General features: G+C 43.3%; 22 protein-coding genes. 7 read left to right on the forward strand and 15 right to left on the reverse strand.

What is annotated here, in order from left to right:
* Window positions 1-106: 106 nt before the first annotated feature.
* Window positions 107-919, reverse strand: a complete 813-nt coding sequence (lgt, locus tag B9T38_RS03135; protein ID WP_086195398.1) for a prolipoprotein diacylglyceryl transferase — start codon at window positions 917-919, stop codon at window positions 107-109.
* A 93-nt stretch (window positions 920-1012) separates the two neighbouring features.
* Between lgt and B9T38_RS03140 the strand changes: the two genes are divergently transcribed.
* Window positions 1013-1795: an NRDE family protein gene (locus tag B9T38_RS03140; protein WP_086195399.1), complete on the forward strand. Its 783-nt coding sequence runs from the start codon at window positions 1013-1015 to the stop codon at window positions 1793-1795.
* 43 nt (window positions 1796-1838) lie between these two features.
* Here the strand turns inward: B9T38_RS03140 and B9T38_RS03145 are convergent, their stop codons facing one another.
* From B9T38_RS03145 to tatA, 4 genes are all read right to left on the reverse strand, one after another.
* The gene (locus B9T38_RS03145; protein ID WP_086195400.1) at window positions 1839-4025 is read right to left on the reverse strand and encodes a PhoX family protein; all 2187 of its coding nucleotides are present in this window, start codon (window positions 4023-4025) and stop codon (window positions 1839-1841) included.
* Between the two features lie 157 nt (window positions 4026-4182).
* Window positions 4183-4962: a twin-arginine translocase subunit TatC gene (tatC, locus tag B9T38_RS03150; RefSeq protein WP_086195401.1), complete on the reverse strand. Its 780-nt coding sequence runs from the start codon at window positions 4960-4962 to the stop codon at window positions 4183-4185.
* Window positions 4959-5423 (reverse strand): Sec-independent protein translocase protein TatB, encoded by a 465-nt coding sequence (gene tatB, locus B9T38_RS17180; RefSeq protein WP_424624223.1) that lies wholly within the window; start codon window positions 5421-5423, stop codon window positions 4959-4961. The genes tatC and tatB overlap by 4 nt, the downstream gene beginning before the upstream one ends.
* Before the next feature lie 6 nt (window positions 5424-5429).
* On the reverse strand, window positions 5430-5663 hold the full coding sequence (gene tatA / locus B9T38_RS03160) for a twin-arginine translocase TatA/TatE family subunit (RefSeq protein WP_086195402.1): 234 nt from the start codon (window positions 5661-5663) through the stop codon (window positions 5430-5432).
* A 192-nt stretch (window positions 5664-5855) separates the two neighbouring features.
* Between tatA and B9T38_RS03165 the strand changes: the two genes are divergently transcribed.
* Window positions 5856-6737 (forward strand): AEC family transporter, encoded by an 882-nt coding sequence (locus B9T38_RS03165; RefSeq protein ID WP_086195403.1) that lies wholly within the window; start codon window positions 5856-5858, stop codon window positions 6735-6737.
* A gap of 182 nt (window positions 6738-6919) precedes the next feature.
* Here the strand turns inward: B9T38_RS03165 and rdgB are convergent, their stop codons facing one another.
* From rdgB to B9T38_RS03215, 10 genes are all read right to left on the reverse strand, one after another.
* A complete protein-coding gene (rdgB, locus tag B9T38_RS03170; RefSeq protein ID WP_086195404.1) occupies window positions 6920-7546 on the reverse strand; it encodes an RdgB/HAM1 family non-canonical purine NTP pyrophosphatase in 627 nt (208 codons plus the stop codon).
* Window positions 7547-7653: 107 nt separating this feature from the next.
* On the reverse strand, window positions 7654-8241 hold the full coding sequence (locus B9T38_RS03175) for a tetratricopeptide repeat protein (protein WP_086195405.1): 588 nt from the start codon (window positions 8239-8241) through the stop codon (window positions 7654-7656).
* Window positions 8238-8831, reverse strand: coding sequence for a methionine biosynthesis protein MetW (gene metW, locus B9T38_RS03180; RefSeq protein ID WP_086175817.1), 594 nt, complete (start codon window positions 8829-8831; stop codon window positions 8238-8240). Before metW ends, B9T38_RS03175 begins: the two co-directional genes overlap by 4 nt.
* Window positions 8831-9991, reverse strand: coding sequence for a homoserine O-succinyltransferase MetX (gene metX / locus B9T38_RS03185; protein WP_086195406.1), 1161 nt, complete (start codon window positions 9989-9991; stop codon window positions 8831-8833). Before metX ends, metW begins: the two co-directional genes overlap by 1 nt.
* Window positions 9992-10079: 88 nt before the next feature.
* The gene (gene leuA, locus B9T38_RS03190; protein WP_086195407.1) at window positions 10080-11777 is read right to left on the reverse strand and encodes a 2-isopropylmalate synthase; all 1698 of its coding nucleotides are present in this window, start codon (window positions 11775-11777) and stop codon (window positions 10080-10082) included.
* A gap of 268 nt (window positions 11778-12045) precedes the next feature.
* Window positions 12046-13140 (reverse strand): alpha-hydroxy acid oxidase, encoded by a 1095-nt coding sequence (locus B9T38_RS03195; protein ID WP_086195408.1) that lies wholly within the window; start codon window positions 13138-13140, stop codon window positions 12046-12048.
* On the reverse strand, window positions 13137-13820 hold the full coding sequence (locus B9T38_RS03200) for a Fe2+-dependent dioxygenase (RefSeq protein WP_086195429.1): 684 nt from the start codon (window positions 13818-13820) through the stop codon (window positions 13137-13139). Before B9T38_RS03200 ends, B9T38_RS03195 begins: the two co-directional genes overlap by 4 nt.
* Before the next feature lie 151 nt (window positions 13821-13971).
* Complete coding sequence (locus B9T38_RS03205) at window positions 13972-16221, reverse strand: catecholate siderophore receptor Fiu (protein WP_086195409.1); 2250 nt, start codon at window positions 16219-16221, stop codon at window positions 13972-13974.
* Between the two features lie 369 nt (window positions 16222-16590).
* Window positions 16591-17274, reverse strand: coding sequence for a Fe2+-dependent dioxygenase (locus B9T38_RS03210; protein ID WP_086195410.1), 684 nt, complete (start codon window positions 17272-17274; stop codon window positions 16591-16593).
* Between the two features lie 107 nt (window positions 17275-17381).
* On the reverse strand, window positions 17382-19661 hold the full coding sequence (locus B9T38_RS03215) for a TonB-dependent receptor (protein WP_086195411.1): 2280 nt from the start codon (window positions 19659-19661) through the stop codon (window positions 17382-17384).
* A 718-nt stretch (window positions 19662-20379) separates the two neighbouring features.
* On the opposite strand from B9T38_RS03215, the gene tig reads away from it, so the two are divergent.
* The 5 genes from tig to B9T38_RS03240 form a co-directional block, all read left to right on the forward strand.
* On the forward strand, window positions 20380-21711 hold the full coding sequence (gene tig, locus B9T38_RS03220; protein WP_086195412.1) for a trigger factor: 1332 nt from the start codon (window positions 20380-20382) through the stop codon (window positions 21709-21711).
* 191 nt (window positions 21712-21902) lie between these two features.
* A complete protein-coding gene (gene clpP / locus B9T38_RS03225) occupies window positions 21903-22508 on the forward strand; it encodes an ATP-dependent Clp endopeptidase proteolytic subunit ClpP (protein ID WP_086175809.1) in 606 nt (201 codons plus the stop codon).
* A 27-nt stretch (window positions 22509-22535) separates the two neighbouring features.
* Window positions 22536-23846 carry an ATP-dependent protease ATP-binding subunit ClpX gene (gene clpX, locus B9T38_RS03230; protein ID WP_086195413.1) on the forward strand — a complete coding sequence of 437 codons (1311 nt, stop codon included), beginning with the start codon at window positions 22536-22538 and terminating at the stop codon, window positions 23844-23846.
* Window positions 23847-24032: 186 nt separating this feature from the next.
* The gene (locus B9T38_RS03235; protein WP_086195414.1) at window positions 24033-24746 is read left to right on the forward strand and encodes a DUF2846 domain-containing protein; all 714 of its coding nucleotides are present in this window, start codon (window positions 24033-24035) and stop codon (window positions 24744-24746) included.
* Window positions 24747-24876: 130 nt separating this feature from the next.
* The coding region (locus tag B9T38_RS03240; RefSeq protein ID WP_126132691.1) for a DUF4372 domain-containing protein at window positions 24877-25047 on the forward strand (171 nt) is incomplete at its 3' end.

Consider the following 25047-nt stretch of genomic DNA (forward strand, 5'->3'; position numbering starts at 1 on the left):
TATTTTAAATCTCTTTCTTAAGAGCACATAACCAGAGAGATAAAAAAAGGAGACATTTTTTGTCTCCCTCATCCTAACCTTCTCCCAAAGGGAGAAGGAATTTTATTTAGCTATTTTTCTGTGGACCCCAATCATAGATTTTCTTTTGATAGGCATACCACATCATCCAGAGGCCAATCAAAATCATCGGTACAGTCAGGAACTGGCCCTTACTCATCCAGCCAATAAATAGCTGGCCATTGTCGGGTTCACGGAAGAATTCCACCACAAAACGGGCAATACCATAACCGATCAGGAACAGGGCAGAAGCTGCCATACGTGGACGCGGCTTGGAGCTGAACCACCACAATACAATAAACAGGATTAAACCTTCGCCCAAAGCCTGATAAAGCTGTGAGGGATGACGGACCAATTGCAAGGGATCGGTAGGGAAGATCATCCCCAGTGCAAAGTTCGGATCAGAAACCGGGCGGCCATAAAGCTCACCACCAATGAAGTTGCCAATACGACCGAACATTAGGCCAGTCGGGACACAAGGGGCAATAAAATCCAGCGTTTGAAACCAGGTTTTCTGGTATTTTTTGCACCAGAACAGCATGGCAAGCATCACACCCAGGAATCCGCCATGGAAGCTCATGCCGCCGGTCCAGACCTGAAATAACCACAGTGGATTGGCCATGAATTGTTCAAAGCCATAAAAGAATACGTAGCCTACACGACCACCCACCACAACCCCTAAGGCACCATAGAAGATCAGGTCAGAGACCATGTCAGGTGTCCAGCCATCACGTTGTTTGGTTCTATAGGTGGCAAGTCCCCAGGCAAATAAAAATGCCAGTAAATACATCAATCCATACCAGTGGACTTGTAATGGTCCCAGCGATACCGCAACCGGGTCTATATTTGGATAGGTCAGCATTCCTGTTCCTTGTCATTATGTTTTGCACAGATTTTAGCTGAAACCTGGGAAAAATGTTGTACATTCAATGTGTAAAGATGAAGAGCATGAATTATGTGTATTGTCGCTTTAGCCTGGCAAGTTTTGCCGGATACTCCACTATGTCTGATTTCCAATCGGGATGAGTTTTATCAGCGGCCGAGTGCAGCATTGCATTGCTGGGAAAACAGTCGGATTATTGCCGGAAAAGACTTGCAGTCAGGCGGCACATGGATGGGCATTACTGCATCAGGCCGCTGGGCTGTACTGACCAATTTCAGGGATGCGAGCGATAAAACACAGTATCCGACTTCTCGTGGTCATCTGATTCAGACTTTTCTGGAATCCGATTTAACCCCGATCCGCTTTGCGCAAGCATTGGAAAAACGCCAGTGTGATTATGCAGGATTTAACTTGTTTTTAGGTGATTCAAATCAGGCGGTTTATATGAGTAACCGTGGTGAGGCACCGCAGGTTTTAGCGCAAGGTGTGTATGTGGTGTCCAATGGTTTAATGACCGAGCATTGGGAAAAGACCCGACATTTACGTAAACGTTTTACCCAGGAATTTTTACCGATGCTCCAGCAGGCAGCGACACCCGAAGCAGATCTGGAATTTGCGGTATGGGATATTCTGGAAGATGAACGGAAAATTATTCCCGAGCTTTTGCCCCAAACCGGCATTAGTCTGGAGATGGAGGAATTACTCTCTTCGACCTTTATTCAAAGCCCGGTGTATGGTACACGCTGTTCCAATTTTCTACGGATGAAAAATCAGCAATGGCAATGGCAGGAAAAATCCCAGCAAGGGACAACCCAGGGCAATATTATCCAGATAAATTTACCTTTAAGTAAATAAAAAAATGCCGACACGAGGTCGGCATTTTAAAAACGTTGGAAACTTATCCAGCAATTACTCCACCATCTTTACGGGTAATCACTACCGTTGCTGAACGCGGACGTGCAGTGGTATTGCTTGGATCTGTTTGTGTCGCAGGCCAGTGGCTGGTTGCGTTATTATAAGCAGCCGAATCTTCACCTGGATGCTGAATGTTAATGAAGATGGCTTTGTAATCTGGTGTCATGGTTACGCCGGTGATTTCACACTCTTTTGGACCAGTCAGGAAGCGACGTAAATTTTCATCGGTCACTTTAGCACCCATAAAGGTGTCTTGTGTACCAGCACCTGAAAGTGCAGTTGCTGTGCCACCATCACCCATTGTACCTGGCAATGCAGCCAGCATCATGCAGTTGGTTATGTCCGTATAGGCACCATCATCGGTTTGAATCCAGAGTACACCGCGTGGGTCAAACCACATACCATCCGGGCTAGAAAAGTCATTATTGTCAGTTAGGCCAGACAGGTTAATATTTTCAAGCATTTTTGCTTCAGCACCAAACAGGTAAATATCCCATTTGAATGTGGTAGCTGTTGTCTTGTCGGCATCTTCACGGAAGCGGATAATGTGACCATTCACGTTACCTTTACCGCCTTCAGGATCTGTATAGTTACGTGGGTTGGCGGCATCAGTTACATAGCTGGTACCACGGTTACTGTTATTGGTGAGAGTGACATATACTTCACCATTGTTCGGATTGACTGCAACCCATTCAGGACGGTCCATTTTGGTTGCGCCAACAGCATCTGCAGCGATACGTGCATGCGTTACGACATCCGCTTGGTCTGCAAATTTATAAGTCGTGTAAGCAGAAATTGCCGGGTTGCTAATCGATAGCTCAATCCACTGACCTGTACCATCGCTATTGAATTTGGCAACATACAGTTTACCGCTATTCATATATTTATCACCGGCTGCATAGCCACCGTTGACATCTTTTGCATCCCATTTCGCATCAGAAACGAATTTATAGATGTATTCACCACGTGAGTCATCACCCATATAAAATGCCAGGTTCTGGCCTTCAATGGCACGGCTGGTACGACAGTCTTCGTGTGCAAAACGGCCCAGTGAGGTACGTTTTACAGGGTCCTGACGGCTATCGAATGGATCAATTTCTACAATCCAGCCAAAAGTATTCGCAATATTGCGATAGTCGACAGATGCAGATGCACCTACAACAGATGCATTCCAGCGATCATACATGTCCTGCTGTTCCAGGCTGCCTGTTGCAGTTTCCCATTGATAACGCGATTTAGCACCTTGTTTTAAACCGTAACGGTTTAATGCCACAATTTCATTGGCAGTGCGCGAGCTATCATCTGCTGCATTACGCACAAAGTAACCGATAAAGTTTTCTTCAGCAGTCAGGTAGGTGCCCCAAGGTGTATAACCATTACCGCAGTTATTTTGAGTACCACGGGTTTTTACACCAGATGGAGAGAAGCGGGTTGAAAGTAAAGCTGAACCAGCAGCAACGCCGGTAAAAGTCATGGGTGTAGAAGCTGTGATACGGCGGTTAAAAATTGAATTTTTCAAAATTTCAACGGCTTGGGTTTTATTGTCTTTTTTCAGATGAATAATGGATACGCCATGTGCATTGACTTCACGGATCACTTCATCTTCAGGGCGAGGACCCGTTCCCTTATTGGTCGGACCTGTCTGGTGTAAGAAAGTCTGGTTAATATATTCGTGGTTCAGCACCAGTAAGCCGTGATCTGATTTGGTGTTATCGTAACGGCCTGTCGAAGTATTTAAACCGAAAAAGCTCATGCCATCATGACAGTCACCAGAACGGAACTGAAAGCTTGCACCTGAAGGAATCTTGCTGTCATCCCATGCTTCATAGTATGGGTTGATGGAATCACCCATTGCATACAGTACTTTGGCTTCATAACCTTCTGGCACCGTGACGATATCATTCAGGTTCTTTGCCACTGGGGTAAAGCTTAACTTTGTCGGTAATTTGGTTGGATCAATAGATGGAGTTGTTGCACTTGGGGTACTGTCACTATCGCTGCCACAAGCAGTCAAAGTTGAAGCCAAAGTCAAGGCAACTGCACCGCTCGCAGTTTTGCTGATGAGGCTGCGGCGTGTAATCGCCTGCTCTAAAATGTCACGGAAATGGATATTCTCAGAAGTATTATTGTCTAATTCTTGATCTTCATGATATGGCGTAAAGTCTGTCATGATAATTTTCCAAATGTATGGTTGTTGTAAAGTTGTTTTAAACTTAGGTGAAAAATATGACAGCGTCCTGACGTTTGAATGACAGTCTGGTGAAGAAAATAAGTCGTTTTCATGAAAAAAGCAGACCTCAGTCTGCTCAGCAACATCGCGGTTGAATTTAAACGGTACGCCGGTTTTCCAGCAGCTTGCCTAGCCATAAACCCATTTCAAACAACAGCCACATTGGAACAGCCAGCATAATCATTGACAGAGCATCCGGCGGAGTAACAAACATCGCCACAAAGAAGCAACCCACCACAATAAAGCGTCGTTTTTCTACCAATTGTTCGGTATTGACCAGCCCGATTAAAATCAATAACAAGGTAATCACCGGAATTTCAAAAGTAAATCCGAATACCAAGAACAGCTTTAAACAAAAGGCCAGATAGCTATTAATATCTGTCATTGGGGCAACGGTTTCGGGTGAAACACTGATGAAAAAATGCAAAATAGAAGGCAGAGCAACAAAATAGGCAAAGCTGATCCCTATATAAAATAGACAGATACTGCCGATCAGTAAGGGTAAAGCCAGATTCTTTTCTTTTTCATATAAGGCCGGTTTTACAAATGCCCACAGTTGATACAGGATATAAGGCATGGCCAATAACAAGGCCACAAAAAAGTTCAGTTTAAATGGGGCCATAAATGTTGCCGTGACATCGGTAGCAATCATGGTCGAGGTACTAGGCAACTGTGCGCGTAATGGTTCTGACAAAACTTGGTAGGTTTTATTGGCCAAAGGCAATAAACAAAAAAATAAGCCAATCAGTAAGGCCATCATTTTAAAAAGATGTTTACGCAATACCATTAAATGTTTGGTAATAGGCATTTCTTCAAGTGGTGGTTGCTGTTGCGTTGCTAGGGGAGCGGGTAACTGGTGCTCTAGGGGAGTACTCATACGGCCACCTTTAACGGATTGAACTGTGTACTTGCAGGCATGTTATTTAATGGTGCGGGTTGAACCATTGTCTGCTTGGCACAATCCGGTATTTTTAGATAAATATGACAAGACTGTTGTGATTGAATAAAAATATAAACAGTAGAAGCATTTTTATTATGTGGCACTGCATTTTGTAAGATATTTTCTTTAGCAGGCTGAGATTGTTGTAGTTGCTGCATTTGAGCTTGCATTTTCTGTTCGAGAGCTTGAATACGCTGCATTTCCTGTTGCATCTGTTCACGTAATTCGGACACCCGTAACTCTCGGTCAATATCGTTTTGCACATTGCTGATGGTGCGCTTGATTTTGGCGTACCATTTGCCAACAAAACGAGCAGCTTCCGGCAGCTTATCCGGTCCAAGCACCAATAAACTAATGATGCCAAAAGCCAGCAGTTCAGTCATACCGATATTGAGCATAACGTTTTAGCCTGAATGTGTTTTTGCTGTGGAATTAACATCTGCAGGATTGCCTTGATGTTCAATGGTACGCGGTTCATTTAATGCAGAAGTAGTGACTTCATCATCTTTGATCGATTTTTTAAAATCCTTAACGGCACCACCGACATCTTTACCCAGATTTTTCAGTTTGGATGTGCCAAACAATAAAATCACTACAATTGCAAAAATGACAACGTGCCAAATTGATAATCCTGCCATGAAAATATCCTCATTTTTATTGAGAACTATCTCAACAGGTCTGTATGACATTGCCGTGACGTTTCTGTTTCGGTTTTAAGACAAAGCGATTCATGGCTAGATGAATATGAAAAATGAGCCCTGCAAGATCATGTTTGAATATCAGCTGTGCTAGGATGGACTTCTTCAGTAAAAAACCAAGTTTGCACCCTCATGGCACTGATTCTTCCTCTTATTTCTTTTCTTGCCGGATATTGGGGAGTGCATGTTTTAAAGTCGATCCGGCCATTATTGGCAGCTTTGCTGGCCCGTCTCTTTATACCCCTGCTGATCATTTACAATATGGTGTTTTATAAAGAAGGCAGTTTGTGGCTGATCGGTTTCAGCTTGTTCAGTTCGATTATTTTCTTTAGTGGTTTTTATTATTTTCAAAAAGACAAATTACGTGCCCTGTGTTTTAGTTACTTGAATGGTGCGTGGTTAGGCCTTCCTTTTGCTTTAGCCGTCTTTGGACCGGAAGCCAGCAGCACCATTGTGGCCTTGTATATCGGCGGTTCTTTATTTGGCAATATCTGTGCAGTGATGGCGGTGAGTGAAACCCCGCAGGATAGGGGATTTATTATTAAAAATGTAATGCTTTCGCCCCCTGTTATTGCTTTGACCACGGCTGCTGTTTTGTCATTCTGGGACTTTAGCAGCTATGAATCTCATCCCGTAATACAGCTGATTTACCAGGCCAATAAAGTCTTGGTGACCTTTGCCGGTATGTGTGTTTTGGGTATGTGGCTGAGTAAGGTCAGGATTGGCTGGAGTGATTTGAAGCGTAGCTTATTGATCATCAGTAGCCGTATGCTATTGGCGGTTTTATTGTGCGCAGCAGCTTATCTGTTTTTGCCTATTCCGCATCAAATACTGACCTATGCCGTGATGTTGATGTTCTTTCTACTGCCGCCGGCGGCCAATATTGTAGCGCTAGAAACGCATTATCAGGGGACGGGTTATTCAGCAAAATATATTGCGTCGGGTACTGTGGCCAGTGCGATATTGATTGGGGTTTATGGTGGAGTGTTGCATGCGTTGGTGCCGGGTTTATAAAAATATAAAAAAGTCCTCTCTCCCTGTGGGACTGTGGGAGAGAGTTAGAGAGAGGGTCTAAAAGCTTTAGAGAAAGATAATTTTTTTCTATCCTACTAGGAGAGGTTTAGGGAGAGATGTATTTTAAAAATCCCTCACCCCAGCCCTCTCCCAAAGGGAGAGGGGGTAATAAGAGGCGGAAATTACTTCTCTAGGCTCGCTTTAAACAACTGCATTGCCTGACCGCGATGGCTGATTTTATTTTTATCTTCCTTACTCATTTCTGCACTAGAAATACCCAGTTCAGGCAACCAGAATAGCGGGTCATAACCAAAACCATTTTCGCCTCGGGGTGCTTCTAGCACTTCACCTGTCCAGATGCCCTGAAAAATTTGAGGCAGCGGATCTTCAGCATGCTGAACCAGTGCAAGTACGCAAACAAACATGCCCTCAATACTTTCACCTTCTTTACGCAGCGGTTTAAGTCGGGTTAACAATTTTTCATTATTGGCTGCATCATTGCCATGTTCGCCGGCAAAGCGAGCAGAATAAATACCTGGCGCACCACCCAGTACAGGAACACAAATCCCGGAATCATCGGCAAGCGCCGGTTTGCCTGAAATTTTAGATGCATGACGGGCTTTAATAATGGCATTTTCAACAAAGCTCAAACCATCTTCAATCGCATCTTCAATATTCAGTTTGCCTTGAGGGATTACCTCAACAGGTAAATTTAGCTCGGCAAACATTTTTTCAAATTCAGCAATCTTTCCTTTGTTGTTGCTTGCCAGTACCAGTGTTCCTTGCGATAACCAATCTTGTGCAGACATTCTATAAAAGCTCTAATCTTTAAAATAAGTTCAATTTTACCTGAAATGGGGACTAACAATCAGCCAATAAAAAAGCACCCGAAGGTGCTTTATAGAATTATGCAGAATTACTGTGCCTGAATCCACTTGTCCGCACGGTCACGTGCCTGACGAATCTGTTCCTGGCTCAAGTTGGCAGCCAAAGCGGTTTTCTTACCTTCAGACAGTGAAATCACTTTATTGTCGAGCATACCGTCACGGGTAGACAATTCATACCACTGATATGCGCCAACATAGTTTTTCTTTTGTTCTTCCATCATCGCCAAGTTAAAGCTGGCACGGTTATCGCCACGGCTTGCTGCTTTTTCAAAATATTTACGTGCTAAAGCTTCATCTTTTTTGGTGCCAATACCATCAGCCAGCATACGACCGACATTCAATTGTGCAGCAGTCAGACCTTGATCGGCAGCAGCTTTGTACCAGGAAAAAGCTTGCTGCTCATCCTTCTGGACCTCTCTGCCTTGCTGATATCGGGTACCGAGATAAAATTGTGCAGCGGGTTGACCGGCTTTGGCAGCTTTGGTCAGGTTGTTAATATCCATAACAGAATACTGCGCAGCCTGGCTCGAAACCGATGCCGTAGGTGCAACATATTCTGCATGGGCTTGAATGCTAAACAGTCCAGCCAATAGTGTGCTTAATAATATTTTTTTCATAGTGCGCTCACTCGATAAATAGCGACTTCACCAAACAGATTCGGGATATGTTTACTGAGTAAACTACCTTGCTGATCCCCATTCACGGCAAGTCGATTAATAATCCGGATATCATTTTCCGCACACAGTGCTTCAAAATCACGGAAAGTACATAAATGAATATTTGGCGTGTTATACCACATATACGGTAAAGCTTCCGAAACCGGCATCCTTCCTTTTAATGCCAAGAAAGACCGGGTCTTCCAGTGGGCAAAGTTAGGAAAGGTGATAATCGCCTGTTTCCCCACACGCACCATATCACGCAATAATACGTCTGGTGCATCTACAGCTTGCAAGGCCTGTGCCATCACCACATAGTCAAAGGACTGGTCTGCAAAGCGGCTTAAACCGAGGTTTAAGTCTTGTTGGATAATATTTAACCCCCGACTTACCGCAATTGCAATCTTTTCCTGATCAATTTCTAGGCCATATGCACGAATATTGTGCTTTTTGCTCATATGGGCCAGCAGTTCGCCATCGCCACAGCCTAAATCCAGCACGCTGGAATCGGGCTTAATCCATTTTTCTGCCAGTTGATGATCGATACGCATTACACAGTCTCCTTAGGTGTGGCTTCGAGGTGTTCTGCACCACCTAAAAATGCACGTAATGATTTAACGTAAAGCGGAATCGGAAACAGGAACGAGTCGTGACCCTGTTCTGCATCAATATCGACATAGCTGACAGGTTTATGGTTGCTAATCAGGGCATCGACAATTTCTTGTGAACGCTGCGGGGTAAAACGCCAGTCTGTGGTAAAGGACACCACCAGAAACTTACACTTGGTATTGGCCATGGCTTTTTTCAAGGACTGCTCGTACTCGCGTGATGGGTCAAAGTAGTCCAGCGCTTTGGTCATAATCAGGTAAGTGTTGGCATCAAAGTTACGACTGAACTGCTCGCCCTGATAACGCAAATAACTTTCCACCTGAAATTCGACGTCAAAACCATACATAAATTTGCCTGACTTCAGGTCACGGCCAAATTTTTGTTTCATGGCTTCTTCAGACAGATAGGTAATATGACCGACCATACGTGCCAGAATCAGCCCGCGTTTAGGATAGCTGTCATTTTCCAGATAACGGCCATTATGGAAGTCGGGATCAGACAGAATCGACTGACGTGCCACTTCGTTAAAGGCAATATTCTGTGCCGATAGTTTTGGAGCACTGGCAATGATCACGCATTTTTTTAAACGCTCTGGATAATCCACCGACCATTGCAAAGCCTGCATGCCGCCCAGAGAACCGCCAATAATGGCATACCAGACATCAATGCCCATACGGTCAGAGAGCAGGGCCTGGGTTTTGACCCAGTCACGCACGGTGACCAGAGGAAAATCCGGTCCATAAGGACGGTTGTCATTTTCCGGATTGGGAGAAATCGGGCCGGTCGAACCGCTGCAGCCGCCAATATTATTCAGGGCGACGACAAAGAATTTAGAGGTATCAATGGCTTTACCTGGTCCAATACATGCATCCCACCAACCCGGTTTGCGGTCATCTTCATGATGATAACCTGCCGCATGGTGATGGCCAGACAAGGCATGACAAATCAGAATGGCATTGGATTTGTCGGCATTGAGTTCGCCATAAGTTTCGACCATGAGCTCAAAACGTGGAAGAATTCGGTCACATTCGAGCTCTAACGGCTCTTCGAAAATAAACTTTTGCGGGGTAACTAAGCCCACTGAGTCAGCTGGAAAAGACACAGGAAATTTTCGCCTTAAATCTTTAGGATGAATAACAAAAGGATACCACTTGCGGGTATCCTTTCTAAAGTTTTTTATTTGATAAAGCTTATACTGCAGCAGCAATGACCTGATCTGTACTTAATACACCCTGATCAATCAAGCGGTTGGTGCAGGCAATAATCGCTTCGATAGATGAGGTCACGATGTTGTCATGCACTCCAGCACCAAAGGCTGATTTACCGGCACCTTTGACCTGAAGCTCAACCAAGGCCAAGGCTTTGGCATTTGCACCAGAACCGATACTGCGTTCTTCATAGTTCAACACATCAATTGGCAACTGTAATGCGTTCAAGATGGCTGAGATCGGTCCATTCCCTTCACCACGCAAGTGCTGAACTTCGCCGTTTACTTCAATATCTAACTCAATGACTTGATTGCCATTTTCATCGGACAATTTATAGTTTTTGGCAGAGTAATGGGAATCTTTCACGGCCACATAAGTATCTTTAAACAATGCCCAGATGTCTTGTGCAGAAACTTCTTTGGCTTGCTCGTCAGTCACCTGTTGAACCACTTGCGAAAATTCAATCTGTAAACGACGCGGCAACACCACGTTGTAATTGGATTCTAACAAGTAGGCAATACCACCTTTACCCGACTGTGAATTCACACGAATCACGGCATCGTAATCACGGCCCAAGTCTTTAGGATCGATTGGCAAGTAAGGCATATCCCAGATTTCTTCATTTTTCTGGAATTCAAAACCTTTCTTGATGGCATCCTGATGTGAACCGGAGAATGCGGTGAAGACCAAGTCGCCTGCATATGGATGGCGAGGGTGGACTGGCAAGCCGGTGCATTCTTCCACAGTAGCAATAATTTCGTTAATGTTGGAGAAATCTAGGTGCGGTGCAACACCTTGGGTATACATGTTCAAGGCCACAGCTGCCACATCGACGTTACCGGTACGTTCGCCGTTGCCAAAGACACAACCTTCGACGCGGTCTGCACCCGCCATAATCGCCAATTCAGTCGCTGCGATACCACAACCACGGTCATTGTGGCAGTGTACGGAAATAATCACACCATCACGACGCTCGATATTGCGGTGCATCCACTCGACCTGGTCGGCATAGATATTCGGGCTAGATACCTCTACGGTTGCAGGTAAGTTTAAAATGACTTTATTTTCAGGTGATGCTTCCCAGATTTCAGTCACGGCATCACAGGCTGCTTTCGCCACTTCCAATTCGGTTGCAGAGAAACATTCTGGACTGTACTGGAATACAAATTCAGTTTCAGGATATTGTGCTGCGTATTGTTTCACTTTTTGAGCAGCATTAATTGCTAACTGACGTGCACCTTCTACATCCACGTTCAAGACTTTTTGACGGAAAGTCGGAGAGTTCGAGTTGTAGATATGCACGATGGCACGTTTTGCACCGACCAAGGATTCGAAAGTACGCTGAATTAAATGATCACGCGCCTGCACTAAAACTTCAATGTACACATCATCCGGAATATGACCTTCTTCAATCAATTTACGGGTGAAGTCAAAGTCAATTTGCGATGCAGACGGGAAGCCAATTTCAATATGTTTGAAACCAATTTTCACCAACATCTGGAACATTTTGAATTTTTGATCCATATCCATCGGTTCAAAAATGGCTTGGTTACCATCACGTAAGTCGGTACTCATCCAAATTGGCGCTTTGGTAATTTCGTTATTTGGCCATTGACGGTCTGGCAAGTCTACACGCTGGTACATGCGACGATATTTTTTACTTGGATCAGCCAACATCATGAGGTAACTCCTTGAGTAGCATGGGTTGCTTTCAGTGGTAGATCACGGCAACGTACTACGAATATAGATTGTGTCTATTCTATTAATTTGCAAGCTGGGTACCTAAAAGGATGGGTCGAAAGTTATAAAAAAACCATCAATTCCTATTACTTGGCTTTATCGCAGCTTTTGCAAAGCTATAACTTAATCTTACTGGATTTATTCTGGAAATATTTTTCTTTTTTTGCATATAAAACTGGAGTGTGGGAAATATTTTCCATAAACAGCACTATTTATGGAAAATATACTCATCAGTGATGTCATTTAGCGTGGCTGTTCCCATTAATGCTATGGTAATCTCAAATTCTTCCTTCAGTATTTTAATCACATGCGCCACACCCAATGCTCCCGCAGTTGCCAGTCCATAAATATAAGGACGCCCGATGAAAACCGCCGCAGCGCCCAGGGCAATGGCTTTAAACACATCTGAACCACGGCGAATCCCGCCATCGTATAGCAGCGGAAAATCGGCCGGCAGCACTTTTTTAATCAACTGCAATGCAGTCAGTGGAGGAATGCAAGTATCTAATACACGACCGCCATGATTGGACACAATCAGGCCTTGTACGCCGTGCTGTATGGCCAGCCGGGCATCGTGCGGATTGACGATTCCTTTTAAAATAACGGGTAATGAGGTCTGTTGAACCATCCAGGCAATATCCTCCCAGGTGGGTGCAATTTTCATCAAACCATTAAATACGGGATGATCTCCCTCATGCAGTTCAGGCAAGGGAATATGCGCCGCTGTATGCGGATGCTGCATGCCTTCCGGCAAATGGAAAAATACCCGGCGTTCACGGTCACGGATGCCAGTATGCGGTGAATCCACGGTAATCACCAAGGCTTTAAAATTCTGTTGTTCTGCCAGTTTCACCAGCGCCAGCGATTTTTCCCGGTCACCTTGCCAGTACAGCTGAAACCACTTGTATGGATTGTCCTGTTTCAGTTGGCGCATGTCAGTATTGCTAAAGGTACTGAGTACCATGTTGCTGCCCAGCACTTCTGCCGCCAGTGCGGTTGCTGCTTCAGCTTCAGGATGGAACTGTTGTTGGTGTCCAATCGGGGCCAGAAAAATCGGGTGCGGATATTCCTGCCCTAAAATTTTACAGCGGGTATGACCTTGGGTCAGGTCTTTGAGCATGCGGGGTAGTAGATGAATCTGTTGAAACTGATCCAGATTGTCGCGAACACTGACCTCATCCATAGAGCCGCCTTGCAAGTACTGCCACACCATATCAGACAGATGCTTTTGTGCCTGAATTTCATAATCGGCAATAGTTTGTAAATAGGCCGGAATCTGCGAGAGGGGAGCAACGGTTTTCATAGATCTCCCCATTGGCGTAATAAATTATGATAGTGACTGGTCAAACCTAGAATTTCTTCGCTATCGCCAATCTGCTGGCGTAATTGAATAATGTTCATATCCAGGTTAAACAGCATGCTGCGCTGCCAGTCATCTTTGACCATGCTTTGTATCCAGGTACATGCCGCAATCCGTTTGCCTTGGGTCACCGCTTCCACCCGATGTAAACTAGTGGCCGGGTAGAGTATGGCATCTCCCGCATCGAGCTTTACTTCATGACTGCCATAATTGTCTTCCACAATCAGTTCACCGCCTGCATATTCATCCAGTTCAGATAAAAATACGGTGATGGAAACGTCAGTCCGAATGGCTTGTCCAATGCTGCTGGAATATTGCACGGCATTATCGACATGATTGCCATAATGCCCCTGATCCTGATAGCAGTTAAATAAAGGCGGAAGAATATGCTTGGGCAATGCCGCAGATTTGAGCAGGAGGTTGTGTTGTAAGGCCTGAAGAATTTTGGCCGCAAAGGATTGATAAGCAATGCTGTTGGGATCAATCTGTAGATTATTTTTTATTTTTTGTGCCTGAAAGCCGGCACTGTGCTGACCCTGAATCCAGGCCTGACTGTTATCTAATTGTTGTCGTAGCTCGACAACCTGCTGTTTGCTTAGAATTTCAGGAATATGTAACATCATCAGCTTGATCTGCATCCCTAACATTAATTGGATTCAAAAATAAATCATGTAGTGCATTAGGTACAGTTGCTATTTCATACACGAGGAGTCAACAGTCACTAAATCTAACACACTATATTTATACTCAATCTGCTAAGACTTGGCGAATGGCTTAAAACTTATAGTTAAAGGTTAAAGCTGCAGAACGCGGTTGTCCTAATATCACACGGCCACCGCCATTATTGAGGGTACTGATGTATTCCTTGTCTGCCAGATTATAGACATTCAAGTTGACCGAAGCGTTCTTATTCAAGCTGTAGCCCGCCATGGCATCAAATACCACATAGCCTGGAATGTTAGGCATATTCGCCGCTGCCGTGCTGTCGGTAATGACACGTTTTTGTTCGTCTACATAGCGCGCACCCAAGCCCAGTTTAAAGCCGGAAACATCATAAGTAGACCATAAGCTTGCAGTCCATTCCGGTGACCAGCGCACATTGTTGGTTCGGGTAATTGCTCCTGTGGTTGCATTCACGCTGAGCTGATCTTCTTGTTCAGTTTTCATATGAGCCACGCCGGCAGATACATTCCATGCATCCGTGATTTTGCCCACAGCACTCAGTTCAACCCCTTTCACGGTCGTTTTACCTTGTTGAATGGATTCTTGGGTAATGGCATCCTGAGTAAACTGGTTTTCATTTTCAGTGTAATAGGCAGCAGCATTGAGTGCCAGTTGATCATTGAGCAAATCCCACTTGGTGCCAATTTCATAGTGATGGGTTTCTTGCGGTTTGGCAGCAGCACTGTTAATTCCGGTTGCTGAAAGGCTAAAGTTGGCGCTTCCCGGAGGAGTCAGGGATTTGGCATAAGAAGCATATACGCTACTTTTAGCCGTAGGTTTAAATAGGCCTCCCAGTTTCCAGCTGACCAAGGTGTCATGTGCACCAAAACTAGCAGGGACCAAGCTGCTGCTACCCGATGGCAAGGTCAAAGCATCATATTCGGTGTCGTAATAGTCGACCCGTACTCCACCATTCAGCTGGAAGCGCTCGCCAAATTTAAGCGTGTCGAATAAATAGGCGGCAGCTGTATCAGTTTCACCATGGGTATAGCCCCCATTATACATCAGGCCGGGCATTGCTTCATTGCGATCTGGATCATAAAGATTGGCCCAAGATGTGGCTACTGTCGCTTGACCCGGCATTTGCGTAGCCATAGTTTTCGTATGTTGCTGTTCTTTTAAAAATTCCAAACCTGCAAGTACATCATGCTCAATGGCACCGGTTGTTAAATTCAGGTTCAAAGTACTCTGGTTAGCAAGAATCTTATTTTCCTGATCGACACCCTGACGTGAACGGTTAACTTCCCAGTCTTTTGGATCATTTGAACCATTGGTTCTTAAACCGGCTGAACCGGTATTTATCCCGGTTAAAACACGGTTCATACTGGTTTTACCCAAACGGGTGATGTTGGTCAGTTTGACCTTTTCAGCCAGATCACTTTCGATCTTTGCCGTATACATATCTGCATCGACATCTTCATGGTCATCGACGTGACCATAAAAGTTTTCGCGATTCACTTTAGGTGCTGAAGCTAAAGCAGAATCGGCATTGTAGAAACCCTTCATGCCAATAGTTGGGATACCGCCATCCGGAATATTGCGTTGACGAATATGCTGTGAATAGAGATACAGGCGGGTATCGCTATCCAGGCCAAAAGCAATCGAGGGTGCAATGGCCCAGCCGTTGTTTTCAATAAAGTCGCGGCCTTCAACGCCGCCGTCCTGTCCCATGGCATTTAAACGAACTGCAATGCCATCATTAATTACCTGATTGATATCAGCAGTCAGGCGGGCATGTTCTGCAGTATTGTAAGTGGCAGAAACTTCACGGCTATTTTCAGTCTGTGGTAGTTTGCTGACCAGGTTGATATACCCTGATGCTGCACCACGACCAGCTTCCGCACCAGAAGGGCCTTTGACCACTTCAATCTGTTCCAGGTTAAAGACATCGCGGGTGACTGCACCCAAATCGCGAATACCATCGACATAGGTAGAGGTTTGAGTCGAAAAACCGCGCATTTGAAAGGCATCGCCGGCACTGGTATTGCCATTTTCACCCAGTTGCAGGGTAATTCCCGGTGTGTTTCTTAAGGCTTCAACCAAAGACGTCGCACCTTGTTCTTTTAATAGTTCTTTTTTAATCACGGAAACGGTTTGCGGGGTATCGACCAGTGGCTGGGTATATTTTGGGGAACTGACGCTATCGGCTTTATATTTATTTTCCGCTTTAGATTCCACGGTAATGGTTGGCAGCTGGGTGACACCATTGCTTGCTGCTGCATGAGTCATGAGCGGGAACGAGGCTGCTAAGGCAACCAGTTGAGCATTTCTGTGGTGTTTACGGCTTTTGATTTGTGCCATGGTCAGTCATCCCTAGTTTCGTATAAGACAGAATTCCAATACTGTTTTGCAACTTTTGTGGTCAGTAATCTGGAACTAAAAGTGGATAGATTGTTATGGATTGTAACAATGGTGCAAATATTAATGATAATTATTATTATTTGCAATAAATTTATAGAAGATTATTCGTTTTTATTTAAAATGTGGTTTAAAAAAGCGCAGTGGATGTGCTCAATCCATTGCGCTAATGAAAAAGAATGATGATTAGGCTGGGATTTTTATACTGACTTACAATGAAATGCTTAACTCTGCTGCTCAGTTTTAGGAAAATTAAAATCATCCTCAACATTCATGCAGCACTTGAATCATGCGCTTTTCATGATTTTAAGCTTAGAGTTCAGCCCATTTACGCATTAAATTATGATAGAGATTGGTGAGTTTAATGACCTCTTCGTGCTTGTCACCCAACTGCATACGCAAGTTCTGAATGGACTGATCCAGATTAAACAGCATGTGGCGTTCCGCATCATCACGGATCATGCTTTGTACCCAAAAGAAAGACGCGAGACGGCAGCCGGAGGTTACTGGCGTGACTTCATGCACACTGGTGGAAGGGTAGAGGATCATATCGCCCGCGGGTAGTTTAACCTCATGATAGCCATAGGTGTCTTCAACCACCAGGTCGCCACCTTCATATTCTTCCGGGTCGCTTAAAAAAACCGTGCAGGATAAATCCGTTCGTAAGCGGTCATTGCTGCCACGGATACGGCGGATGGAATTGTCGACATGAAAACCAAAAGCTTCATTGTTTTCATAACGGTTAAACAGTGGCGGAATAATGTCGAGAGGAATGGCCGCAGATAAAAACAAGGGATGCTGACCCAATGATTCTAAAATGATGGTACTTAAGTGATGAGTCAGGGGATGATCTTCAGGCAGTTGCTGGTTTTGTTTGACTGTGGCAGACAGTGTACCGGCAGTGACTTTACCATTGACCCATTCAATTTTTGCCATTTCTTCACGGAAATATTGAACTTGTTCTTTACTCAGGACGTTAGGAATATGATGGATCACGACAATACACCTTTGGAAGAATGAATTCTTTTAGCTATAAAAATAGCCTCATTATTATGAGGCTATTTTAGATTAAATCCATAATTAATTTATGGTTTTAATTGAGCTTAGTATTTGAAATTTAGTGACAATACTGCGCTACGACCTTCTGCTTCAGTGGCGTAGTGAGATGCATATGCTTTAGTGAAATAGCGTTCATCAGACAGGTTATTGACATTCAATTGCAGGTCAACATTTTCGTTAACGTTGTAACGTGCCATGGCATCGTAACGTACATAACCTGGAACGTATTTGGTATTGGCCAAATCACCATAGACTTTGTCCATAGCAGTTGCACCAGCACCAAGTTGCAGTTGTGGCAGAACCTGATAGGTTGTCCAAAGTGTAGCGCTGTTTTTAGGAACATTCGGCATTTGGTTGCCGTTAAATACCGTTTGGTCAGTACAGGTTGTACCGCGACAGCTGACGCCATTCTTGGTCGCTTCACTATCAAGATAGGTATAGCCTGCACTGATCTCCCATTGATCTGTAATTTTACCGTTCAAGCCCAGCTCGATACCGTCAACTTTGCTTTCGCCAATATTACTATAAGTAGTAGGACTCAACTGGATACGCGCATTCTGCTTTTCAGTACGGAAAATAGCGGCAGTTAAATTCAAGCGATCTTGTAAAAGGTCCCATTTGGTCCCAATTTCGAAAGTCTGGCTTTCTTCAGGATCCAAGTTGCTATAATTTGCACCAATACCTTCAGAACCGTCACCAGCATCTACACCCACAGGGTTTGCAGATGTTGCATAGCTGGCATAGATTGAAGCGTTTTCAACCGGTTTAAAAGTAAGGCCTGCTTGATAAGTAAAGAAGTCAGTATCACTTTCTGTTGTTACTTTGTCGCCAGCTTGAGCTGTAGGGGTTGTTGCAGTCACAGCACTATTTCGTGCACCATAGGTCATGGTTTGCTCTGTATCAAACTTATCCCAACGCACGCCCAAATCTAAAATCCATTGTGGATGGAACTCAATGCTGTCCAGGAAGTAAACAGAAGTGGACTTGGTTTGTGTATTGTATTGGTCTGCACCTTCAGTACTGATACTTCCTGTCCATGGTCCCCGATTAGGGTTTTGAACAGCAGTACACCAGCCCGAAGCAATATCGGCAGGGCTACATTTGTTGTATTCTGCACCTGTGGCAGACAAGCCATTAATAATATATTGGGTACGATCTGTTTCTTGATCTGAATACTCTGCGCCTAAGTTAAAGCTATGCTTTAAGGCACCAGTATTGAATTTACCGGTTAATGCTAATTGGTCGGTAAAGGTATCTGTATCGGCAACACGAGAGTTTACACGTGCCCATACATTACCGGTTTTATAAATGTTCCCTTGAGAATCATCTGGGTTGGTCCACAGATAATCATTTTTAGAGTTGTTATAAACAGCTGTATTTGAAATGGTTAGATTGTCAGTCAGGTCATGTTCTAACTTGATTGTACCCACCTGATTTTCCTGTTTCTGGAAATCACGGTCTTCCCAACCGTAGTAAATGCCTTGTTTGACATCAATTGGTTTTCCTGAATATTGGGAATATCCAGTTGGGTTGTTGTAGGGTACACCTGAATCAGGGGTATCATCTGTTTTTAGGTAGTAATAATTTAAAGTTGCACGGGTAGGGGTGTCTAAACCAAAAGTAATACTTGGAGCGATCCCGGCACGTTTGTATTCAGTCCCATCGGCTTGACCTGCTTTTTCATTGTGGTGTCCTAATACTGCAACACGCGCTGCAATACCATTACCAAAATCTTTGTTGCCATCTAGGGTAATACGCTGGTAATTATCGGTACCTGCACCAACAGAGCCTTCCAAAAAGTCACCTTTTTTTGCGACTTTAGAAATCATGTTAACGCTACCACCCGCAGCACCCGCACCACTTAAAGCAGAAGCTGAACCTTTAGTGACTTCAACCTGTTCTACAGCAAACATTTCACGGTTTTGTGAAGTCGCGTTGCGCACACCATCGACATACATGGAACTTTCTGAGTTATAACCGCGAATAAATGGACGGTCACCATTCGGGTTACCCCCTTCACCAGCCCCTAAAGTAATACCGGGCACTGTACGCAAAGCATCGCTTAAAGTTGTCACTTGAGTATCTTCAATCAATTGCTTTGAAATTACAGAAACTGATTTAGGCGTATCCAGCAAAGGAGCAACAAACTTGGAGTTGGCAGATTGGTCTACTTTTAAACCTTGAGCTGTTTCTGCTTCCGCCTGAGTATGAATAGTTTCAAGTTGAGCAACTTGATCTTGTGCAAATGTATTCGCTGACATCACTGAAAGTGAGGAAACAATCGCAGAAGATACGATTTTTTTGCGTGTTTTAATGAAGGCCATTTCGAACTCAAAAGGGTACTGTGAAAATGTATGAGAATAATAATGATTCTTATTTTTTATCACTATGAGTTATAATTGTAATTGGTAATCATTTTTAAGTTATCAATTTGTTTTTTGAATCAAATAATGTGGCTATTTAAAGTTAATTTATTGATTTATATATGTATCTTATATTTTAATGGTTTTTCTATTTTTAATTGGGAATATTGATGTTAATTTTTTTAACAGTGATATAGCCAATTACCAACAAAAATTTCATTTTGTATTCAATGTTTATGCTGAGTCCAAGCGTGTAATTCTACTTTTAAAGGCTATTCCTGATTTTAAGTAAATAATCTTTTTCGTAAAAAATAAAAACAGGGAATGCGATCATGAAATTTCTACTCAAAAGAGCTTTTTGCAGGAGGAACAGGGGATTTAGACAAAAATTATGAACTGTGGCTAAAACAGGGCTGAATGAGAACCACAAAAGATAGCCAGAAAAAATACTGAAATAAAAAGTATCAAACAGCGAAAAATAGGCGAAAGCGGTAAAAAAATATAGAAAATGGCGATGTTTATGCACTACAGATGTTCAAAGTTGTAATTAAGCCAGACTTTTATGATCAGAATACTTAAAATTTAATGGTTAAAACATCCGGTTTTGTATATCTTTCAATGTTGTCATATAATGTGGCACTTTCAAAATTGCAATTACTATTTCTATATCGAGGAAGCCATGCAAGTAACTTCTGAAGCGGTTTCGGGCGTTGCCCGTCGTTTAAATGTATCTGTACCGACGAGCCGTGTGAACGAGCAATTTGAAGCTCGTTTAAAACGCACTGCTAAAACTGTGAAGATCAACGGCTTCCGTCCAGGTAAAGTGCCTTTAAATGTAGTACGTCGTGAATATGGCGCAGGTATTTATCAAGAAGTTGTGAACGATGTAATTCGTGACACAGTATTCGAAGCGATTCAACAAGAGAAAATCAATGCTGTTGGCATGCCAAACATTGAAAAAGTTGAAAACAAAGAAGACGCTCTTGTTTATGAAGCAACTGTAGAAGTTTATCCAGAAGTTGAAGTGAAATTTGACGGCTTGGAAGTTGAACGTAAAGCAACTGAAGTCAACGACAAAGACGTCGATCAAATGATCGAAAACCTTCAAAAGCAACGTGCAAGCTGGACTGAAACCAAAGGCATGGCTAAAAAAGACATGCAAGTTACTTTCGACTTTGAAGGTACTGTAGACGGTGAAAAATTCGAAGGCGGTGCTGCTGAAGACTTTAAACTGGTTCTAGGTTCTGGTCGTATGATCCCTGGCTTCGAAGACGGTATCGTTGGTATGAAGAAAGGCGAAGAGAAAGTAATTGATGTTACTTTCCCTGAAGACTACCAGGCTGAAAACCTTGCGGGTAAAGCTGCTCAATTCAAAATCACTGTGAAGCTAGTTGAAAAACAAAAACTTCCAGAAGTTGATGCTGAATTCTTGAAAATCTTCGGTCTAACTGAAGAAGAAGGCGTTGAAAAATTAAAAGCTGACGTTCGTAAAAACATGGAACGTGAAGTGAAAAATGGTCTTCGTAATCAGGTAAAAGGCGCGACTTTCGATGCACTTGTAGCTGCAAACGAAGTTGAAGTTCCTGCTTCTATGTTGTCTCAAGAAATTGACCGTCAACGTCAACAAATGATTCAACAGTTCACTCAACAGTTTGGTGCTCAAGGTGCAAAAGCATTTGACAGCAGCATGCTTCCAGATGAGTTGTTCAAAGAACAAGCTGAAAAATCTGTAAAACTTGGCGTGTTGGTGAGCAAGGTTTTAGCGGACGCTAAAATTGAAGTTGATGCTGCTCGCGTTGAAGCTTACATCGAAGACATGGCTTCTTCTTACGAAGACCCAACTGAAGTGATTGAATACTTCAAAAATGACAAACAGCAACGTGCTCAAATCGAAGCTGTTGTATTAGAAGATCAAGTAGTTGATCACATCTTGGCATCTGCTAAAGTGACTGACAAAAAAGTAAGCTATGAAGACTTATTGAAAGAGCAACAAGCTCGTCAACAAGGCTAAGCTTAGCTGACCGAAAAAAGGCGCATCATGCGCCTTTTTTTATGTACAGGCTTATCGTGACCTGTCCTGAATTCACAATGCTTATATAAAAAATATCTGTTATTTAATTGGGAATATTTTGCATTTTCGGCAATTATCCCTCATATTGTGACTATGAGTTGAGTAACAAAAAATTTAGGAATAAATAACGTATGTATGTTCCAACAATTGATAACGCTTTAGTGCCAGTGGTGGTTGAACAGTCTTCTCGTGGTGAGCGTTCTTTCGATATTTTCTCACGTCTTTTGCGTGAACGCGTCATCTTCTTAACCGGTGAAGTTGAAGACAACATGGCAAATTTAATTGTTGCTCAAATGTTGTTTTTAGAAGCAGAGAACCCAGATAAAGATATACACCTCTATATTAATTCACCAGGAGGTTCAGTGACTGCAGGTATGGCCATTTACGATACCATGCAATTCATTAAACCGGATGTCGTGACATATTGTATGGGACAGGCAGCCTCTATGGGTGCATTCCTGCTTAATGCAGGTGCTAAGGGTAAACGTTATTGCCTGGAAAATGCCCGTGTGATGATTCACCAGCCACTAGGTGGTTTCCGTGGTCAGGCATCGGATATTGAAATTCACGCGCGTGAAATTCTATTTATTAAAGAACGTTTAAACCGTTTAATGGCAGAGCATAGTGGTCAAGACTATGAAACTGTTGCCAGAGATACTGACCGTGATAACTTTATGACAGCACAGGCTGCTAAAGAATACGGTCTCGTGGATGAAGTACTTACTAAACGTCCATAATTTTCAGATTTTTATATTGGAGTGAATATGTCCGATCATCCTCAAGGACAAAAGCATTGTTCATTTTGCGGTAAAACGCAGTCTGAAGTCGGGAAACTGATTGCAGGTGAGGACGCTTACATCTGTAATGAGTGTGTGGACGTATGCCTAGATTTAGTCCAAACCAGCCAGCAAGTTGAATCGGGCGATTGGGCGAGCAAACCGTTGCCTAAGCCACACGAAATTCGTGCCGCACTTGATCAATATGTCATTGGTCAGGATGTTGCCAAGAAAACGCTTTCAGTTGCAGTGTATAACCATTACAAGCGTCTAAAAGTGACCCATAGCGGCCATAAGCATGATGATGCGGTTGAACTGGCAAAAAGTAATATTTTACTGGTTGGACCAACAGGTTCAGGTAAAACTTTGCTGGCACAAACTTTAGCGCGTTTGCTTGATGTTCCATTTGCCATGGCCGATGCGACCACTTTGACCGAAGCGGGTTATGTCGGTGAAGATGTGGAAAACATCGTACAGAAGCTGTTGCAAAAAGCCGACTATGATGTAGAAAAAGCGCAAAAGGGTATTATCTATATCGACGAGATTGACAAGATTACCCGTAAATCTGAAAACCCGTCGATTACCCGTGATGTATCTGGTGAAGGTGTCCAGCAGGCGTTGTTGAAAATGATCGAAGGTACGGTTGCCTCAATCCCGCCACAAGGTGGTCGTAAGCATCCGCAGCAAGAGTTCATTCAGATTGATACCTCAAATATCCTGTTTATCTGTGGCGGTGCCTTCTCTGGTCTAGAGAAAATCGTGCAACAGCGTCAGGAAAAAGGCGGGATCGGTTTCACTGCTGAAGTGAAGAACAAAAATGAAACCCGAAAGTTGTCTGATTTGTTCCGTCAGGTTGAAGCAACAGACTTGGTGAAATTTGGCTTGATTCCAGAATTTATTGGCCGTTTGCCGGTCATCGCAACTCTGGATGAGCTGGATGAAGAAGCCTTGATGCAGATTCTGACTGAGCCAAAAAATGCCTTAACCCGTCAATATCAATATTTGTTTGATATGGAGCATGTGGATCTGGTATTTGAAGATTCAGCATTACGTGCCGTAGCGAAAAAAGCTTTGGAACGTAATACCGGTGCGCGTGGTCTGCGTTCAATTCTGGAAAATGCATTACTTGAAACCATGTATGATTTACCAAGCCGTACCGATGTCGGGACTGTGATTGTGAATGATGCAGTGATTGCAGGTGAAGCAAAACCGGTGTTAAAAGCAGAACGTCAGCCTAAATCAGAAACTGAAAATGCGGCTAAAGTAGATTTAAAAGTGATAAATTCTAAATCTGCTTAATTCGCTATTCGTCAGAAACGCGCGGAAAACTTGTGTTTTCGCGCGTTTTTTATTTCCAAAAATAAAACCTAATGTTAATCTCAAGAACTCGGCGTGGACGTCGAAATAAAATCAATATATAGCAAACAATGAAGTGCTTAATTCAGTTTAGTACAAAAATAAAAAAATACGCGGTGAGGGAAAATCATGCGTGGAGTCTGTATTGCAGTCTGTGCAAGCTTTATTTTATTGGGATGCCATGGCAAATCTGCTATGGAGCACACTCAAGCGACATCGACCTTAAAACCTGTCAATACTGAACATGAACCGGGATTGTTGGAACAGTACCGTTTTGGCATGTTTAGCATTGGTGCTTGGGTTAATCAAAAGATAGGACAGCGCTTTCAGCCAGTTCAGGCACAGAACGATCAGGCAGCCATTGTTTATTTATACCGTCCTGATAGTAAGTGGAACCGTCAGGAAATTGTGGCATCCAGCTTGTTTATCAATAGTGAACGTATTCCAAGTTTATTAAACAATCATTATTACTGGGTTGAACTGCCTGCCGGAACTTATCGCATCTCCACCAGCCGCCCCGTGGGTGTGCAGCATTTCCAAAAGCCCAAATATCTGGATTTTACCGTACAGGCAGGACAGTCTTATTTTATTAAGTATGATGAAGAAAACTTAACTACCCGTCGTGAAGTTTCAGGGCCTTTAATCTTGATGCCGGAAAAAACGGGCTTAAATGAAATCGCCTATACTCAGCTGAAGTCAGAAAGTTATAACTTTGTTGCGCTAGATCAAAATACCGGGAAGCAGCGCAAGAAAGCACAAAAACTGAAACCTGCAAAATATGATCCAGCGGAAGATGTGCAACTGACCCAACCGTTTAAGATTTGGAATCCACTGACGTGGTAATCGTCTTAATATAAAAAAAGCACCCTAATGGGCACTGCTGTCCCATAGTTTGCTTTAAATAAAAAAACCTGAGTCTAAATAGTTAAAATATGAGTGCAAACAAACACTTTAACTATAAAGGACTCAGGTTTTGTCACATCAGAATACCGTATTTCATCAATTACTCAAACCCATTTTAAGACAAGATTTTGAACGTCTGGCTAAACTGCACCACTCTGGGCAAAAATTAAGATCAGCCACCCGCTGGGATCAGTTTGTTGCCATATTGATGTCCCAACTTTCTTGTCGGCAAAGCTTAAGA

Origin of the sequence: Acinetobacter sp. ANC 4218, assembly GCF_002135245.1 — a bacterium.
Classification (GTDB): domain Bacteria; phylum Pseudomonadota; class Gammaproteobacteria; order Pseudomonadales; family Moraxellaceae; genus Acinetobacter.